Raw genomic sequence first — 17391 nt, 5'->3', positions numbered from 1 at the left:
TACTGAGATTTGGTTACAAATGGCTCAAATGAATGTCAGCGCTAGAGCTGTAGACATGCTAGGTCGCCAGCAAATAGCAGGTATCCCGACAGCGATACACGAACTATTCAAAAATGCGCATGATGCGTATGCTAATAATGCCGAGATTGACTACTTCCAAGATCAAAATCTAGTTACCCTTCGAGACAATGGCGTAGGGATGACCGAGGACGATTTTGTTAAAAAGTGGCTGACGATCGGCACTTCCAGCAAACTTGGAGCAAATCGAAAATCTGTTTATATTCCAGATGGAATGGCTCCCCGCCCTTTAATGGGTGAGAAAGGAATTGGCCGGCTAGCTATCGCTTCCATTGGCCGACAAGTTGTAGCATTAAGCCGTGCTGAGCGAGCAGATGGGATGCACGATATGGTCGTAGCATTAATCCACTGGAGCCAATTTGAAATCCCAGATATCGGTATTTCAGACATCGTTATCCCTACGCGAATTTTTCCCGAAGGTAAGTTGCCAACAGCGGCAGACTTGAAATCAATGGCAAGCGAACTGATTTCACACCTTGAGAGCTTAGGTGATGCTATTCCTGCTAATTACCTAGACCTCATTATCGCAGATGCCGAGCTACTCTCTTTCTCACCAGAAGTTCTGTTTAAAAACTTACAAAACAAAACTCAAGACGACTGGGAAAAAATTCCAAAAGAGCTAAGAACGTCAGACTCAGCCCCTCAGTTAGATGGTATCGGTAAAGGCACTCATTTCATCATCATGCCTAATGATGAAACATTAGCACTTGATGTGAAAACAGATGAAAAAGGCACGACCGATCTACAAAAAATCTTGGTCGGCTTTTCTAATACGTTTGACTCGAAAAAAAAAGAAAGGCTAAAAACAAAATTCCGTTTGCATCAAGGTACAGCTGAAGCTCAAGAACTAATTGAAGATGGGTTCTTTACTAAAAAAGATGCCGCTGATGGTGACCATATAGTTGAAGGTGAATTTGATGAATATGGACAGTTTAAAGGTAAGGTCACCGTTTATAAGGGAAAACCTCAACAACACATTATAAACTGGAATAAAAGTTTTGGTGCACAGACTCGGTGTGGACCGTTCAAAATTAAGTTCACCTACCTTCAAGGAACGCCGTCGGACAGCATGGTGTCTAGTGATCGGTATATAGAACTTCAAACTAAGCTTAAAATGTATGGAGGCCTTTACTTGTACAAAGATGGGGTTCGCGTACTGCCTTATGGTAAGCAAGAGTTTGACTTTTTAAAGTTTGAAGAGAAAAGAACTAGGAAGGCTGCTACCGCATTTTTCTCTCACCGTCTTATGTTCGGTGCTATTGAAATAAAGCATGACGTAAATACACGACTAGAAGAAAAAGCCGGACGAGAAGGCTTAATAGAAAATGTTGCTTACAAGGAGTTCGTTAAGTTACTAGAACACTTTTTCGAACAACTAGCAGCTGACTTTTTTAGGGATTCTTCAGCTAATGATCGATTCTCTGAGATTAAAAATAAATTTAAAGAGCAAGCAAAGCAACAAAGTGAAGCAGAGAAAAAACGGAAAGAACTAGTTAAAACTAAAAAAGAAACCTTCAGGGTTCAACTTACGGATTTTTTTGATGCTTATAGTGATGGCTCATACTTAGCTAAAGTCGAGGCATTAAAAAGTCACGTTAAAGTCGAATTTGAAAAAACGACTGATACTTGGAACGAACAAGAAAAGTATCGCTTCATATCAAGCCTTCGTAGTGACATATCCGCTAAATGGAAATCTTTTGATAAAGAATTAAAGATAACCATGCCAAAGATTGGTTTGAGTAACGAAGATAAGCAAAATTGGACAACTTATTTAGCGACTCGTGAGAAGTTCTATGAGGATATTGTTAGCCCTGCCCAAAAGAGCATAGAGCTACAAATTTCTGAGTATGTCACCTCCAATAGTTTGTCATTCACACTCAGAGATCGCGTCAGTGAATTTATCGAAGAAGAGAGGAAAACACTGACCAAGACAATATCCAGCTACCGTAACGAGCTTAAGAGCAATGTCGGTGAAATAGACGCTGTTATTAAAGAAAAGGCTCGAAGCAAGTCAGCCGAATATACTCAGGCGTTAGCAGAGGTTATGACATCCATAAATTCAACTCCTATAGACACTTTTTCTGATGATGAGTCGTTAAAGGTTGTTTCGTCTTGGGAGAAGCAGCTAGAAGAGATTAACGAGCAAACGGAACAGTATTTCAGAAAAATGCGAGATACTGTAGAGCTTGTTATTAATGACATTAATGATGATGAATCAAGTTCAGTAGATGTTATCGTTGCCTTGGAAAGTGAAAACGAACAGGTTAAAGAGTCCCTCAATCAATATTATGAGTTTGCTCAACTAGGGATGTCACTGGGCATTATCCAGCACGAGTTTAGCAGTACTGCTCGTAACGTAAGAAGTTCAATTCGGTCACTCAAACCTTGGGCAGATAAAAACCCTAAGTTAAACGGCTTGTATAACAACATTAGCCACAGCTTCGCGCACTTAGATGGGTATTTGAAGATGTTTACCCCGTTAAATCGCCGGTTATATCGAAGCAAGGTAGATCTTTCAGGCAAAGAAATAGACAACTACCTAAGAGATATTTTCGATGAGCGCTTAAAACGACACAACATCGTATTAACATCGACTAAAGCGTTTATGATGAAGACGACCAATGTATTCCCATCATCATTTTTACCCGTATTCATTAATGTGGTAGATAATGCTATCTACTGGCTCAACACTCAACTTGATAGCCAAAACAGCAGTAAAGAAATCAAGTTGGACGTTAATGGCGACCAATTATTAATCAGCAATAATGGCCCTACAATCCCGATAATTGATAGAGATAGGATTTTCGAATTTACCTTCTCTAGAAAATCCAGCGGTCGTGGTATGGGTTTATTTATAAGTAAAGAATCTCTTAATCATGAAGGGTTTGATATTCAGTTAGCTAGTGGAAGTGCAGATGCCTCTCCATGTTTTGTTATTAGCGAAAAAACTATGGAGCAAGAGTAATGTCTGCATTTAATCAATACTGCCGAGAGGTGGTTGATGAATATGTTCAAACTGTTCTGATTATTGATGATGGGGCTGGATTAAAAAACTTTTCAGAGGTTGTAGAAGCAGCTGAGGCTGTTGAAGAACCAACAGAAGCTTTTAACCCACTAGTAGAGCCAGCAGATCCTCGAGCAGAAGACCCTGCGGGACTTCAGACAGCAGACCCCAAGGCTGAGAACGAGCTAATAACACATCCTTTAAATACGCTATCTCTTACTAATGCATTCTATGAACGTGGAATTGTGGCTGGCTTATATCAACCACAGATTGAGGAAGGGGAGCCTGCTATTGATTTCGCTTTAAAAGCGATGAAAGTATCAGCCACAGCAGATGTGATAATTTTGGATTGGATGTTGGTGGATCATGACGCCGACTATAGCCTAGAAATAGTAAAGCAGATGCTTTTGCATGATAAGAAAAATGGCGGAAGGTTGCGTACCATAGTTGTATATACAGGGGAAACAGATCTTCATAAGTTACGTGATGATCTATGGGAGCACTTAGGTGACGAAAACTTAGATAAATCTGGTGTATGTCAGATTAGTTCAAAACACTTAAACATCATTTTTTATCATAAGAAAAATATAATTGATGGCCCTAGAGCAGTATACGAAGAAGAATTACCAGCTAAAGCGCTAGAAGAATTTGCCATACTTGTAGATGGTTTAATTCCTGCTTTTGCGATGAAAGCGACGACGACAGTAAGGCAATATACCGGAGCTTTACTAGCCAAGTTTAGCTCTGGTTTAGACTCTGGATATTTAGCTCACCGTGCTCTTTTGCCAGATCCTGAAGACTCCGAAGTTCTAATGCTAGAAAACTACTCATCTTATTTGAGGAATGTGCTGGCGCTTGCTCAGATTGATCGTGAGACCCTTGGTTATGACACCTTAAAAATATGGGTTGAATCAAACTACGATAGTCGATACAAAAAATCAAAAATAACGGGTGATGGAACTCCTTGCAATGAAATAACCCTTAGTAAAGAAGGTTTTCTAAAGTCCTTGGAACACGGCTTTACTGAGGGTAGAAATGGCTTATTTAAGGCTGTTCAGGATCAAACAAGCTCCAAAAGAGCAAAGAAAATTGTAAAGGTATTAGCCAATTTAGAGCGTGTTGTTGGCGCATTTGGTAGATCTGATGGAGAAACTCAAAAATCTTCTCAGGCACTCTCCTGTATTACAGCTTTTCGCCGAACATTTTGTGATTTGATGGTTGGTTTTCCGTATTTGACCCAAGGCACAATAATAAAATCAACTGAAGATAACTCTTATCTACTATGTGTTATGCCAAAGTGCGATACAGCAAGAGTGAACAGACCTCGTAACTTCTTATTTGCGCAGTTGGTTATTCACGATGGTGTGTTTGATTTAGTTGTACCAGATATAGACAACGAGGGTGATTATATTCATCTGCGTACTAGTTTAAAATTTTATGAGTTAGAAAATATTGAGTTTAAGGCCAAAAATGGTCCTAAAGTAGAAGCGTTTAAGGATCAAGACAGCATTGTATTTGAATCAGAAGACCGTAAAAAATATCAGTGGATTGGAGACCTTGAAGACTTAGATGTTCAAACTAAAGTAGCATCAATCGTTGGCGACTTTAATCGCGTCGGAGTTGATGAAATTGAATGGGTAAGGCGACGAAAGGTACAAACTAACTAAAAAATTGGCTGTAAGCTTTAGTAGCTCCAATTTAAGCGGACAAGCCGAGCCTGTAAATTAAATTGTGTAATTGCTTATAATTAGGCCTGAACAGGCTAAGGATAAGCAACATGGATAAGAAAGCTCTCGAAGCATTTGCTCGTGAAGCCGCTAAGTCAATCAAGACCCCTTCAGATCTAGATGACTTTCGTAAAATGTTAACCAAGGTGACTGTTGAGACAGCGTTAAATGCTGAGCTTGATGACCACCTCGGTTATCAGAAACACGCTGAAAAGCCCGATAAGAATAGTCGTAATGGTTATTCATCCAAGACCTTGATCACCGACGATGGTGAGATTGAACTGGATGTACCTCGAGACCGAGATGCCTCGTTTGAACCGAAGCTTGTTCGTAAGCATCAAACTCGATTTCAATCGATGGATGACAAGATATTAAGCCTTTACGCCAAAGGCATGACAACTCGTGAAATCGTCGCTACGTTCAAAGAAATGTACGATGCTGATGTCTCTGCAAGCCTCATATCTAAAGTTACCGACTCAGTTCTAGAGCAGGTTGTTGAATGGCAATCACGGCCACTGGATGTAGTCTATCCCATCGTCTACCTTGATTGCATCGTGGTGAAAATCCGCCAAAACAAACAGGTCGTCAATAAGGCGATTTACTTGGCTCTGGGCGTAAATATCGAAGGTCAGAAAGAACTTTTGGGGATGTGGATATCTGAAACGGAAGGTGCGAAGTTCTGGCTCAGCGTTCTCACTGAACTCCAGACTCGAGGTATCAACGACATTCTTATCGCTTGTGTTGATGGCTTGAAGGGCTTTCCAGATGCTATTAACGCCGTATTCCCAAAAACCCAAATACAGCTCTGTATCGTCCACATGGTGCGCAATTCAATGAAGTATGTCCCTTGGAAAGACTACAAGGCTGTAACGGCAGATCTCAAAGGTATTTACCAGTCGAATACCGAGGAAGAAGCGCTTCTGGCCCTCGAACAATTTGGTGACCAGTGGGATGATAAATACCCACAGATAAGCCGCTCTTGGACAGCGCATTGGGATAATTTAAATACATTGTTCAGCTACCCTCAGGACATTCGTAAAGCCATTTACACGACGAATGCGATAGAGTCCTTGAACAGTGTGATACGCAAAGCGACAAAGAAGCGTAAGCTATTCCCCACGGATGAATCAGCGAGGAAAGTTGTCTATCTTGCAATTATGGATGCATCGAAACGCTGGTCGATGCCAATAAGAAACTGGCGACAGGCTCTCAATCGCTTTATGATTATGTTTGAAGACCGACTTACTGATTACTTGTAACCCAAAGCAGTTACACAGAATTATTTACAGGGTCGACAAGCCATCCTAAAAATCGGGCAACTGTAAGATCTGAGCTACCACAACTAATACATTTTATGTCAGGTATTCAATATCTCTTCTGCTTGCCTTTGTTTTAATCGCGATGGATAGTCTTTATCCATCGCAACTAAAAAGCTACTCACGCTGTTAAACTCTTCGCTTTCGTACACAATTTTAGCTACTTCCTCGGCAACTCTGTGCCCATGGATCAGAATAATAGGATACTTATCTTCTATCACTTCGCGCTGAACAGAGTCAGAAAAATAGCTGGTTGTCACATATACGCCCAACCAGCCACGCTTTAGCCGTGCTACTGTTCGCGCAATATGGTTGCCACCCGTTGGGGTATTTAATGCCTCACACTTAGCTTGGCCCAAAACAATTAGTTCAACTCTAGAAAAGCGACTCCCTAGAGTGACTTTGCCAATGAAATCAGCCCCGCCGTCTCCTGAGCCTTGAGTCACCCAGCCTTTTTGATAAATACCGTAATCCCTGTCGATGACTCTAGCGGCGACCTCTTCAGCTAAGGCCTCGAATTTGTGTCTCTTATTAGCATAATGGGTATATATTTCGTTTAAAATACAGGCTGATTCAGAACCAGGAATGGGCTTTTGATTCACCATTTTTTCAAGACTTAGCTTGGATACTCGCCGCCGTAATTTATTGAGTGCGTTGCTCCCTTCATCTAACCATTTTCTCCAACTTTGTGGAGACATTTTATTAGTAAAAGTGAGTGAAAAATCTTTTATGCGTCGATTGTTGATCCAATCCCATTCAAATTTTTCATGTTCAGCAGCAATGCAAAGAACGGTGAAATCGAAAGCATAATTGGTAAATGTTCGCTGAAGTTTGTTGTCCCATTGGGTTACTAGCTCTACGCTGTTTATAACCCCTAAACCATGGAATTGTGGATAACCCTTTGTTACGCCATTAACGGCTGCTCGTTTGAAAAACAAAATGGGAGGGGTTAACAGCCTCTCTTCGATAGAGTGAGAGTGTGCTAGCCTAAAAGCTTCAAGTAGTGCTTTGTTTCCTGCTGCTGTCGCCGGATCTTTTCCCGGTTCTTTGTTATCACCAAAGTAGCGAATATGACCATTGTCAACATCATAGAAATCTTCCCACGGCGTTTCTGCAGAGCCTTTTTTATTCGGGCTACTAGAAATGAGAATAGCAGGGCGAACAAGTTCACCTGCGCTTGTTTTGATTTTAGCGCTAGGATTAATTCCCTTCTCTAACTGTAGATTTTTAGCGTAAACAGATTTGGTCAAGAAGTGGAAATTTAAGTAGTCGTCTTCATAGGTATTTTTCGCACAAGCTGGCTTTTTATATCTAAGAATGTCGCCAATTTGAATTTCCATAAATGCCTATTATCGATAAAAAACAAGTTGTTATGTATGATAATATTACATGAGGTCGTTGATAATACAATGTTGTTTACCGCTTTCTCAAATAGTGAGAAAGCGGTAAACAATTTAGTAGCCTAAGCCTTAGATGTTCTGTATGGGGAAAATTTATTCTAGATTCTGGATCTGCTTGTTGGATGTATGGTAAAAAGTATTGAAATTCAATGAATTAGTGTAACTGGAATTGGATTTTATATTTTTACCCACCACTTTGCCCACCTATTGGTTAAGTCATCTTCAAGTTACTTGTCGTCAGATCTCAATCTCTAAATAATCGTTCTAAATACTCTATACATTTATCTGTGTCAAAATTATTTTTGGACTCTAAATGCGAAAAATACAAGTTGGCCAAATTATTTAACGCATTGTCTTTTCTCTGTTTCTTACAACTGTTCCCACTGGAATCTGCAGGGTTATAGTAAAGATCTGCACAAAAGTGGCGTATGTTTATTTCAGTACCTCTAACAAGATTGTGTCTAGAACTGAGAATCATGGGAGTATGGCTGGTGGTTTTTACATTGCTAAAGATACAGTTTAGGTCATCTTGTAGTTCAGGATTTTTTTTTGCTATGTATGATTCTAGGCTTTTACTATTTTTAAGGAAACCATCCCAGTTCTTAACCACATCTATACTTTTAGGTTTTTTTATATAAATCAACAAGCCAGCTTTCTCATCTCTGGTTACATAGCGTGTTAGTAACTGTAATAGCCCTTCTAGTATCTTGCTGTTTGAGTACGCGATCTTAGCTTCAGCAATCCATTTATGCCCACCTAGCTCGACTGTTAAATCTACAGATCCGTTTTGCTTTGTTTGTTCGCTTGTATTGAACCCTATTTCTTCGAGTCTAGCTGCAATTAAGCCTGTAATAGCATCTTCATCATGTGAAAAAATTTTATCTCTAGAATTCTCTAACTTAGCAAATATATTATCCAGCTTCTCATATAGAACTTCAATAAAATACTGATAGCTAACATTTTTATGGTTGAACTTCGCGAATTGTATCAGCTTAGAGAGTCCTGCTTCGGTACTCATCAATTCTTTTATTTCTGTTTGATCTGTCGCGTTCACTCTACTATTCACTGACCAAGTTACAATAGAACCCTAGGCGAGAAGGATTGAAGTGTTGTATTGGATTTCCGGTATCCTCTTCGATAGGAGGAGTTCCATTGGTAAGGCTCTCAATAAAACAGTCTCTATCAATCTTAATATCAGTACCATCGAAATCAAAATAACAGAAAGTTACCACTAGGAGTGGCTCTTCACCTAGTGAAAAGTAGTTTGCTACATCCAAAGCTTCGTTAGCATTCTGACATTCTGCAGCAGTAAGCAACTTAGTTATTGGGTAGTAAGTATGCCCTAGATTATTAGAGACATAATTTAAGAAGTTTTTGTACAGTTCAACATTAGATGAATCTTCATCTATGAGCCTTTCTGTTATGCGGTCAAGCCTAGCTGAATACTTCTTAATCTTACTTTTGATACTCATTATTAGCTTCTCGTTATAGCATCAGTAATTATTGAGTTCAAAGCCGTGCTTGTTTGAGGTTTCTTGACTTGAATAGTCCAACATTGATTTGCTTCCCATACATTTTTGTGTGGAAAAAAGCTGATATCTATTTCACCCAAAGTATTACCTAAATATGGCTTTCTTATTAGTATAGCTCGGCAGATATAGTCGAAGTTGTTTTTGGTATCGACTACTTGCTGAGATCTAGCGCAATAATCCCTATTGCGTAAACTTTTTAACTCAGCGTCTTTGCTATCTTGATCTGTAGTCAAAACAGCATGTGCAATCCGGCCAGAAGCCTGATCACTAAAATAAGATTTTATACAATTATAGAAGTTTATCGATGTTCTGCGAAACTTAACCCCTTGTTCTCCAATAGTATTAATGAACTCATTATTAATTGATGTGGCATGCTCTTCGAGGTATCGAGCAGGAGCCTTATCCGAGATTCGTACTTCATATCTATCTTTTTTGTGTGGAACAAACACTGTATGAAAAAACTGCGAAAGAATCATGCTGTTAACTGAAGAGCGGAACCCAATCGGAGCTTCTTTCTCTACGGAAGAAAAGATACATGCGAACCCATCTCCCATATCCACAACTTTACACAGGAAATGCCCTGTAGGGGTGTTTGGAGTTGAGTCGAAATCTACTTTGGCTGGATAATGTTGTGAGTACTGATTGTTTTGTGGCTGCCCTACGATAGCTGATAGTGCTTGCCTCACTGATACTGCATCAATCTGTGATAGTTCGTAAACTGAATAATGATGGTTGGCTGAGATAATTACTCGGTCAACCAACTGTTCTAAACTATCAATTGTACAGTTTTGGAAGTCCTTACCTGTAGAAGCAAGGTCCTCAGCTACATTTTTTGCTGTTCTATCCCAACGATTAGAAATACGAAAGCCATAATTTGCTGCCACAGTGCGAGCAAAAACTTGTTCGCCGCTGTCTTCCAAGCCCTGTAATAGTTGCTGTTGATTACTGGGAAGTGTGTGTGGCAATGTTACTACTGAAGGCATGTACTTATCCAATTAAACTTTCTATTCGTATATGGAGTATCTCACAGTCTACTGCTCCGTCCCATCACATTAATCACAATAATGTTATTAATGTTATTAATGTTATTGATGTTATTGATGTGGGAAGGGAGCTTTGAGAAGAGCAGACTAACTGTGCGCTATATGCTTATTGATTGAGGGTTAAATTGCTAGCGATAGCCTCTTTACTAGCCTTTAAAGAATGATTCTAAATCATCATTTTTGGAGTCTTCTCTATACAGGCTAAAATAGAAGCTCTAAATATAATGTTAAAGAAATGATCCAGAAAAAAGTTTTAAATATTCACGCATAAAAATATGGCTATAGCTACGGTACTTAGCCTAAAGGCCGCTGAGATTTACCCCTCCCCCCTACCTATACAATTTGATTAATTCTCTTTCAGGACCTTATAAAGCCTAGCTTCATGCTTGTACTTTTTCGCCAGGTACACCCGAAGCGGCATCGACTAACTAGAGCACTAAGGTAACGCTATTGTGCGAGTAGAATGTTCAAAAGCTTTCTAAAAAAGCACTAGTTTTTACCCTTTTTATTGCAAAAAACTGCAAATTTTAAGGCCTTTTTGGTTTATTTTTGCTTGTAAGTCGCATCTTTTCTGCCACAAACCTTGGTTTTTTATGATAAAACACGAATAAAAAACGCTTTATGTTACATGCTTGTTAAGGCGCTTTAAGCCGAAGAGCAAAATAATAACTGAGGGTAAAGCCAATATAATGCCAAGCATTTGTAAATACTCGTATGGGCGAGGATAACGTCCATAGGGTTCAGCTATCCACATGTAGCAGGTACAGCATAACGCCCACCCGGAGCTTGCCAGCAAAAATGAAAAGATAAGATGCTGATTTAGAATCGGAGTGTTTATGTCGTACTTTGATTTTGCTGTATTAGAGCTAAAATAGATTAAGCTAATGAGGGCACAAGCAGCGCTGATTATGCCTGTTATGCCGCTTACAACTTCCCAATCCACAACAACTCCTTCTTGTACTAAATGATCAATTTCTAGTCGGCATTTTGCGTGATGGCTTTTTTAGATCTGCAATTTCAAGCTCCAATTTCTCAATCTGTTTGTCTAGCAGCTTATCTTGCTTGGGCTGTATAACGATATGCCATTTCCAAAAGCCAAAAACAATGAGTGTGATGGAAGTGCCGATAAAGGCTCCGATGAACTTAGAGTACCAAGCATTATTTGACTTATCGACCTTCGCTTGAATAGTTAATAACTCTATCTTCGCTAATTGCTCGACCGATGGCTCTTTGAGCTCTTCCAATACTCTTAATTCTAGAAATCGATCAGATGCTCGTTGTTGAACTCCAGAATAGTTTATTAAAAACAGTGTCATACTACTGATAAGTAGAAGCAAACCAAATAACGCATAGAACTTATAGATGTTATCTGTGGGTAATGGAATACTAGATTTCAATTTTGATTACCTAGACAGAGATCAGTGGAAACAAAATCATAATCTACAACCGGTTGAAATAATTATCAATATTATCAGGAATGAATGCTAGGGTGTTTGATTACCGCTGCAGCTTCTGCAATGGCGGTCCATGTGTGAGCAGCATGTTTAACTAAGGTTTCCATATCAGTAATCATGGGGATTGCATATCGAGGGCATGTATTTCTCTCATATCGAGAATAGGGTTCAGGCAAAGCATATTTTGAAGAGCAATACCACCAACATCGGGCTTCATTTCTAAAGAGTGAAGGGGAGTAAATAATGTTTCGAAGATCATCAATTAGCTCAGAGTCTAAACCCAAGGTAAAGCCCATTAACTTATGCGCTATCTTTATTGGTTGTTCACGTTTTTCTAATTCAATTATGTGGCTAGCCGTTCTATTGATGGGATTACTAAGATAGTTTAAGGGTGTGTTGTTCGTTAAGCTGAACCAAGCCGTTGTGGGGTTGTGTTTGTCTTTATCAAAAGTCATGATTTTTATTTCAGGTACTCGATGGCTTTGCCACATAGCGACTATTTCTAGCCAATTATTTGCACTTATATTTCTCATTTAATCCGCCTGTTTTTGCTTGTTTTATGAATCTTTAAAAATCAGTTAGTTAAGGTGCTATTGGGACGCAACTTATAAACTGTCTCAATTGGTATTTTCGGAGCCGAATAGGGCGCGGTCGCCAGCAACAAAGGTGTCGACAAGATCTTGCTCATTGTTATCGAGATAGTTAATGGTCGTTTCAGGTTTACTGTGATTAAGCAGTTGTTGTAACTCTTCCAGAGTCACTCCTGCTTGTTGTCTTAAACGCGAGCCTGACTTGCGTAAAGAGTGGGTGCCTAGGTTGACTCCACCCAAGCGGCCACAGGAGCGCCGCCATTTAATCACATCGGGTTCGACTTGGCTCATCCATCGCCAAGCCGTTTTTCTACTCAGCGCTCTTCTTTTTCCGCCATAGCGGCTCTCAAATAAATAGATCGCCGTTGGATTAAGCTCCCTCATTTGGCTTAATAACTTAATAGCATGGGGAGTTAAGGTGATGACCTTAATCTTTTGTGTCTTGCTTTCGATGATGGAAAACTCACCTGTAGCGAAGGATTCATCAATTTGTTGTGTTTTGATGGCTAACAAATCGCTGATCCTCAAGGCCCAAAGGGCGGTAAGCTCTGCTAACCATCTCGCTTGTAAGCCATGGTTCCTTTCAAGGGCATTTAAAATAACGTTAAATTCATCCTTGTTTCTCGCTGAATGAACTCTAGACACGTATGCTCTCCTCAGCTCGCAGATGTTGCTTTGGTGACGTGGGCTAAGATCTCTTGTCCTAGGTCACTAATCAGTCGAAACAGATGAGTTAAATCTTCTGCTGGTAATTCGGTTATTTGCTCAGTTAAAGCCAAATGCGATATAGCAATAATTTGGCTGGTATTGGCTTCAATATTTTCTAAATCATCTTGTTGTAAAGTAGTGGTTTGCATTGCTCATCTGTTCCTTTATTTAGGGTATATATGGCTGTATATAAGGCATACCAGAATCTGGTTTGGCTATACATCATGTGTAAAATGCTATTTTCTTAGTTAAGTGCATGAAAAATATAAATTTATCATCTTCTTACCTACACTCGTTTCTGGTGAAGGTGAATCGCGATTTTTTGTTCGGTTACACCAGAAACTGGTCTACCGTATGTACCAGTTTATGGTGAAGCTAAAATTTTAATTATGTGGAGCCCAGTCATTACGAATTGGGGTGATTGTCGGAGTGGCTGTCATGTGTCCTTTTTTAGAATAGTCATCTATTGCTTCCCAAGTTATGGCGTATAACGTGGGGGGCATTCGTCCTTTTCGTTGAGTAGTCCCCGTACCTGTTACCTCGATTAGTCTATGGTGACGAAGTGCTTTTAGCGCTTTTCTCATTGTGTCTTGGCCTCCAAAGTAAGGTTTCATTTGATCCCAAGTACAGGTGAAATCACCGTTATTTTTGCCGTTATATTGCATTGCTATAAGAGTGAGTAATTTCGCCGCGCTTCCATTGATCTTTGCATAGCTTGCTGACTTAACTACTTCGTGAGGTATCCCTACGAAGCGTTTTCTAGTTCTTGGCTTTTTTTTCCGAACCATGCTGGTTTATCCTGTTACAGCGATGATTGTTTTAACCAGTTGGTGACAAGAGCAAAGTTGTCTCCGTAATCCATAATGGCTTCAAAGTCTTGGAGATTGTCGGCTCTCGCAGCTCCGAAGTAGCAGCGCATTCGCAGATCATCTACGCATTTAAGCACCGTAAAATGTAAAGGTTCGCCATTTCTATATGCCAGTATTACTCCACGCCGTTGATATACATGCGCGTCATTGATGGGGAGAGTTAGACCATTTCTATAGAGAGTTTTCATTTCTTTCCCCCCGTGTATGTGCAGATTTAGTTAGCGGGTGACTGTTAGAAGAAAAAGCAGGCTGGTAAATAAACCACAGCAGATCTGAAAGCAGCCACGCTACAGATTTATTGCCAAGTTGTATCCTTGGAGGGTGTTTTTTGCTGCGCTCTAATAACCACGTTTGAGTGCGAGATAAGCTGGTAATGTTTTTACGTTCTGCCTCTCTAACCCAGCGTTCTGACTCACCTAAAATATCGAGGAGTATTTGGCGTTGCTCCATAGTGGGTTGAGTGTACTTGTTCATTATCATTCCTCATTTGCGTTCATATGTTCTGGAATATAATGAATCGTAATGCTTTTAATTTGTCCTCATCTTCTAGGGGCAGGAAGTTAGGGATTTTTACAGAGCGTCTTTTATGAAGTGGCTGAGTTGCATTAAAAACTTAGAGGAAATTGCGTCATAGGCATGTTTTCTTACTTTGTTTGATATTTCTTTTTCTGTAAATTTTCCATTCAGAATGACGGTTGCTAGGAGTTTGTTGGAAATGGTTGTGTTTCTTGACCTTGCCCATAGCGTCAAGTCTAAGTACTCCAAGACGCCGCAAGAAAAGACGAGTTCTATTTTTTCATCAAACCGGAATCGTTTAGGTTCCGGTATGCCCATTTCTTTGCGTATTTTAGGTAACCATTTTTGAAAAGCGGCTATGAGCTCTTTATCTGTAGTATTTCTTAGATTTATTCCTCCCAGAACATCCGCATTACCTCCCAACCAAACCGGGTCTTCGAGTAGATGTAATGGAGTACGCCAGTGCTCTTTGTTGAACCAATGTTCTTGGCTTTTGTTGAACCAATTATCTTGGCTATAGCATTCAACGTTTATGAGGTTATTAGCTTGTCTATGAATCTCTTCGGCAATTAATTCGATGTTCCCAACATAAATCGTTTCGAAGCGATCATCATAATCATCAGTACATGGAGCTTGAGGTTCTTCAAAGACGTATTCTTGAAATAACTCTTCTTGTTCTCCTGTGCCTATTTCTCCGTTATTTAGCTGGATGTTTATACATCTTCTTAGTGTCAATTCGTAGTCCAGCTGTTCGTTAGTTGCCTTCGTTTTTATAAAGAGATAACGGCTCGCATTAAACCAAGAAGGAAGCTGGTTTTTATATCTTATTTTAGTCATTTCGGCTCTTATTAACGATGGGAGCAATCAAGTTAGCTACTTTACAGTGAGCTTCTTTACGCTCTTCGATGTAATCGTGTCGGTCGTAAATGCCTTCCACACCTTTTAATTTGTGGTTCAAACATCTTTCTGCGACGTGGCCGGGGATGCCTTGTTGTGCGGCCAGCGTTCTAAAGGTTCGTCTTAAATCGTGAGGGGTGAAATGCAGCATGTCACCCATTAAATTTGGAGAAGGTTTTGCTCTACCCGGCTCTCGGCCAAACAACTTACTAATGGCTCGGTTAAGCGTATCGTTGCCCATGTGAGGTTTTTTGGAAATCCGTCTAGAAGGGAAAACATATTCTGAGCCGCAAGCCCTTACTTTTAACTCTTCTATCCAAGCCATGGCCTGCGGAGGTATGGGGATAGTTATTGGTGCTCCTGTTTTACTGCGTCCTGCTGGAAGGTGCCATAGTGACTTGTCTAACTCAAATTCGCTCCACATCGCACAACATAGCTCGCTTTTTCGTAAGCCGAGTGTCACTAATAACGCGCAAGCAAGGTAGTTGTCTCTAGTAAAACTAGCGCTATGTTTTCTAAATAAACTAAATGCCTTTTCCAACTCCTCTATACTTAACGCCCTATCTTTACTTAGTTCGACGCCTCCGGCATCAGATACGGTAAAAGCACTCGCTGGATTATGAGCAATTAAGTCGAGTTTAATCCCGTGACGAAATAGTTGTTTCATATACATCAGAGAGTCATTGGCAATGCTTGGCCTTTCTGTCGCAATGCGCTGAATAATCGCCCGCACATCTCTTGCGTTTACTTGGTCAAGGGGAATATCACCAATAGAGGGTTTTATGTCTTTGGTGTAAACCCGTCTAGGTATGCCGGGGTGTTTAAGTCGTTTAGATAAATCAGTTTCAAACCAATCACAAAAGAGGTCATCAACAACCTTAATTGATTGCTCTTTGATTCTTTTACGCTCCAAGAGAGGGTCTGAACCCGATTTTACTTCCCTTTTTTTAATGGCTGCTTCTGCCTGCGCGTCTGCAAGTGATTGGTGAGGGTATTGCCCTAAGGTTAATTCTTTCCTTTTCCCTGCAGTGGAATAACGAAGCATCCAGTATGGTGTGGCGTTATTTCTGACAACCAAATAAAGCCCATAGCCTATAGGGTGGCGTTTGGGTGCTCCCTTAACCAAAGATTGGATCTGCTTAGCTGTAATTGTTGACATGAAATCCTCTTTGCCCACCATTCTTGTTGTGAGGTGGTAATGTTGCCCACCACTATGCCCACCACAAATATCGCAACTTATGAGAACAAATGCAAACGAATGAGAAAGAAAAAAGCATCCTAACTGGATGCTTTATAGGTTGTTTTTATTAATTGAAAACAAATGTGAACATTATTCTATGTTTTGGATCTGCTCGCGCATCTGCTCAATTAATACCTTAAGCTCTACCGCAGCTTGAGTGATCTCGGCGTTAATCGATTTAGAGGCGAGGGTGTTGGCTTCGCGGTTAAACTCTTGCATCATAAAATCGAGGCGTCGGCCACAGGCGCCGCCTTTTTTAATGATTTTGCGGGTTTCGCTTACGTGCGAGTCGAGGCGGTCTAGCTCTTCGGCGACGTCTATCTTCTGCGCGACCATGATCATTTCTTGCTCGATGCGCTGCGGATCTAGCTCATCAATGACGTCGGCTAGGCGGGTTTTTAAGCGGTCACGCTGCCATTGCATTACGGCGGGCATTTGCTCGCGTACAAAGGCCACTTGCTGGGTAATTTTATCGAGGCGGCTGGTGATCATGGTGGCGGTGTTGGCACCTTCGCTGGCGCGGCTTTCAATAAAGGCTTCTAGGGCCACTAACCAGCCCGCTAAAAGTTCTTTGCTAATGGCATCGGCGTCTTGCTCCGGGGTTTCCATCACGCCCGGCCAGCGCAGTATGTCGACGGGGTTAATTTGTCCGCCAGCTTGTTGCTGTACCCATTCGGCATTTTTGATGAGTTGTTCGGCGAGGGCTTGGTTAAGCTGTAGTTCGCCACGGCTAGCCTGGTCGGCGTCGAAGCGCAGGTTACATTCAACTTTGCCACGTTGTAGGGCTTTTCTGATCTTATCTCGCAATACCGGCTCTAGGGCGCGAAACTGCTCTGGCATGCGCCAGTAGGTTTCTAAATAACGTTGGTTTACGCTGCGAATTTCCCATGTGGCACTGCCCCAATCGGCTTTAAGTTGGTGGCGTGCGTAGCCTGTCATGCTGTGGATCATAGTTGAATATCCTCAAAAAATTTGCCCGATTATAGCGGCTATTCGCTGGTTCGTCAGTCTGGGCGT

At 40.7% G+C, this 17391-nt stretch carries 16 protein-coding genes; 3 read left to right on the top strand and 13 right to left on the bottom strand.

Features of this window, described 5'->3' with window-relative positions:
- The first annotated feature begins 19 nt into the window (after positions 1–19).
- The 3 genes from ACRRS1_RS22065 (at position 20) to ACRRS1_RS22055 (ending at position 6068) form a co-directional block, all read left to right on the top strand.
- Positions 20–3043 carry an ATP-binding protein gene (locus ACRRS1_RS22065; RefSeq protein WP_432468725.1) on the top strand — a complete coding sequence of 1008 codons (3024 nt, stop codon included), beginning with the start codon at positions 20–22 and terminating at the stop codon, positions 3041–3043.
- Positions 3043–4749, top strand: coding sequence for a response regulator receiver domain (locus tag ACRRS1_RS22060; RefSeq protein WP_432468726.1), 1707 nt, complete (start codon positions 3043–3045; stop codon positions 4747–4749). The genes ACRRS1_RS22065 and ACRRS1_RS22060 overlap by 1 nt, the downstream gene beginning before the upstream one ends.
- Before the next feature lie 110 nt (positions 4750–4859).
- Positions 4860–6068: an IS256 family transposase gene (locus ACRRS1_RS22055; RefSeq protein WP_432467449.1), complete on the top strand. Its 1209-nt coding sequence runs from the start codon at positions 4860–4862 to the stop codon at positions 6066–6068.
- A 98-nt stretch (positions 6069–6166) separates the two neighbouring features.
- Here the strand turns inward: ACRRS1_RS22055 and ACRRS1_RS22050 are convergent, their stop codons facing one another.
- From ACRRS1_RS22050 to ACRRS1_RS21990, 13 genes are all read right to left on the bottom strand, one after another.
- The gene (locus tag ACRRS1_RS22050; RefSeq protein ID WP_432468727.1) at positions 6167–7465 is read right to left on the bottom strand and encodes a restriction endonuclease; all 1299 of its coding nucleotides are present in this window, start codon (positions 7463–7465) and stop codon (positions 6167–6169) included.
- Between the two features lie 304 nt (positions 7466–7769).
- Positions 7770–8579, bottom strand: coding sequence for a hypothetical protein (locus ACRRS1_RS22045; RefSeq protein ID WP_432468728.1), 810 nt, complete (start codon positions 8577–8579; stop codon positions 7770–7772).
- Between the two features lie 4 nt (positions 8580–8583).
- On the bottom strand, positions 8584–8997 hold the full coding sequence (locus ACRRS1_RS22040; RefSeq protein WP_432468729.1) for a hypothetical protein: 414 nt from the start codon (positions 8995–8997) through the stop codon (positions 8584–8586).
- 2 nt (positions 8998–8999) lie between these two features.
- The gene (locus tag ACRRS1_RS22035; protein ID WP_432468730.1) at positions 9000–10040 is read right to left on the bottom strand and encodes a hypothetical protein; all 1041 of its coding nucleotides are present in this window, start codon (positions 10038–10040) and stop codon (positions 9000–9002) included.
- Positions 10041–11068: 1028 nt separating this feature from the next.
- Entirely contained in the window at positions 11069–11497 is a 429-nt protein-coding gene (locus ACRRS1_RS22030) for a hypothetical protein (RefSeq protein WP_432468731.1), read from the bottom strand.
- 74 nt (positions 11498–11571) lie between these two features.
- Entirely contained in the window at positions 11572–12087 is a 516-nt protein-coding gene (locus ACRRS1_RS22025) for a hypothetical protein (RefSeq protein ID WP_432468732.1), read from the bottom strand.
- Positions 12088–12171: 84 nt separating this feature from the next.
- Entirely contained in the window at positions 12172–12789 is a 618-nt protein-coding gene (locus ACRRS1_RS22020; RefSeq protein ID WP_432468733.1) for a tyrosine-type recombinase/integrase, read from the bottom strand.
- An 11-nt stretch (positions 12790–12800) separates the two neighbouring features.
- Positions 12801–13001 carry a hypothetical protein gene (locus ACRRS1_RS22015; RefSeq protein ID WP_432468734.1) on the bottom strand — a complete coding sequence of 67 codons (201 nt, stop codon included), beginning with the start codon at positions 12999–13001 and terminating at the stop codon, positions 12801–12803.
- A 234-nt stretch (positions 13002–13235) separates the two neighbouring features.
- Positions 13236–13640: a hypothetical protein gene (locus tag ACRRS1_RS22010; RefSeq protein ID WP_432468735.1), complete on the bottom strand. Its 405-nt coding sequence runs from the start codon at positions 13638–13640 to the stop codon at positions 13236–13238.
- A 252-nt stretch (positions 13641–13892) separates the two neighbouring features.
- On the bottom strand, positions 13893–14195 hold the full coding sequence (locus ACRRS1_RS22005) for an AlpA family phage regulatory protein (protein WP_432468736.1): 303 nt from the start codon (positions 14193–14195) through the stop codon (positions 13893–13895).
- A 96-nt stretch (positions 14196–14291) separates the two neighbouring features.
- Positions 14292–15074 carry a DUF6387 family protein gene (locus ACRRS1_RS22000; protein ID WP_432468737.1) on the bottom strand — a complete coding sequence of 261 codons (783 nt, stop codon included), beginning with the start codon at positions 15072–15074 and terminating at the stop codon, positions 14292–14294.
- Positions 15067–16293, bottom strand: a complete 1227-nt coding sequence (locus ACRRS1_RS21995) for a tyrosine-type recombinase/integrase (protein ID WP_432468738.1) — start codon at positions 16291–16293, stop codon at positions 15067–15069. The genes ACRRS1_RS22000 and ACRRS1_RS21995 overlap by 8 nt, the downstream gene beginning before the upstream one ends.
- A 171-nt stretch (positions 16294–16464) precedes the next feature.
- On the bottom strand, positions 16465–17325 hold the full coding sequence (locus ACRRS1_RS21990) for a YicC/YloC family endoribonuclease (RefSeq protein WP_432468739.1): 861 nt from the start codon (positions 17323–17325) through the stop codon (positions 16465–16467).
- Between the last annotated feature and the right edge of the window lie 66 nt (positions 17326–17391).

The sequence above is a fragment of the Agarivorans sp. Z349TD_8 genome (assembly GCF_050870825.2).
In the GTDB taxonomy this organism is placed as follows: Bacteria; Pseudomonadota; Gammaproteobacteria; order Enterobacterales; family Celerinatantimonadaceae; genus Agarivorans.
This window is presented reverse-complemented; position numbering and strand designations above follow the sequence as displayed.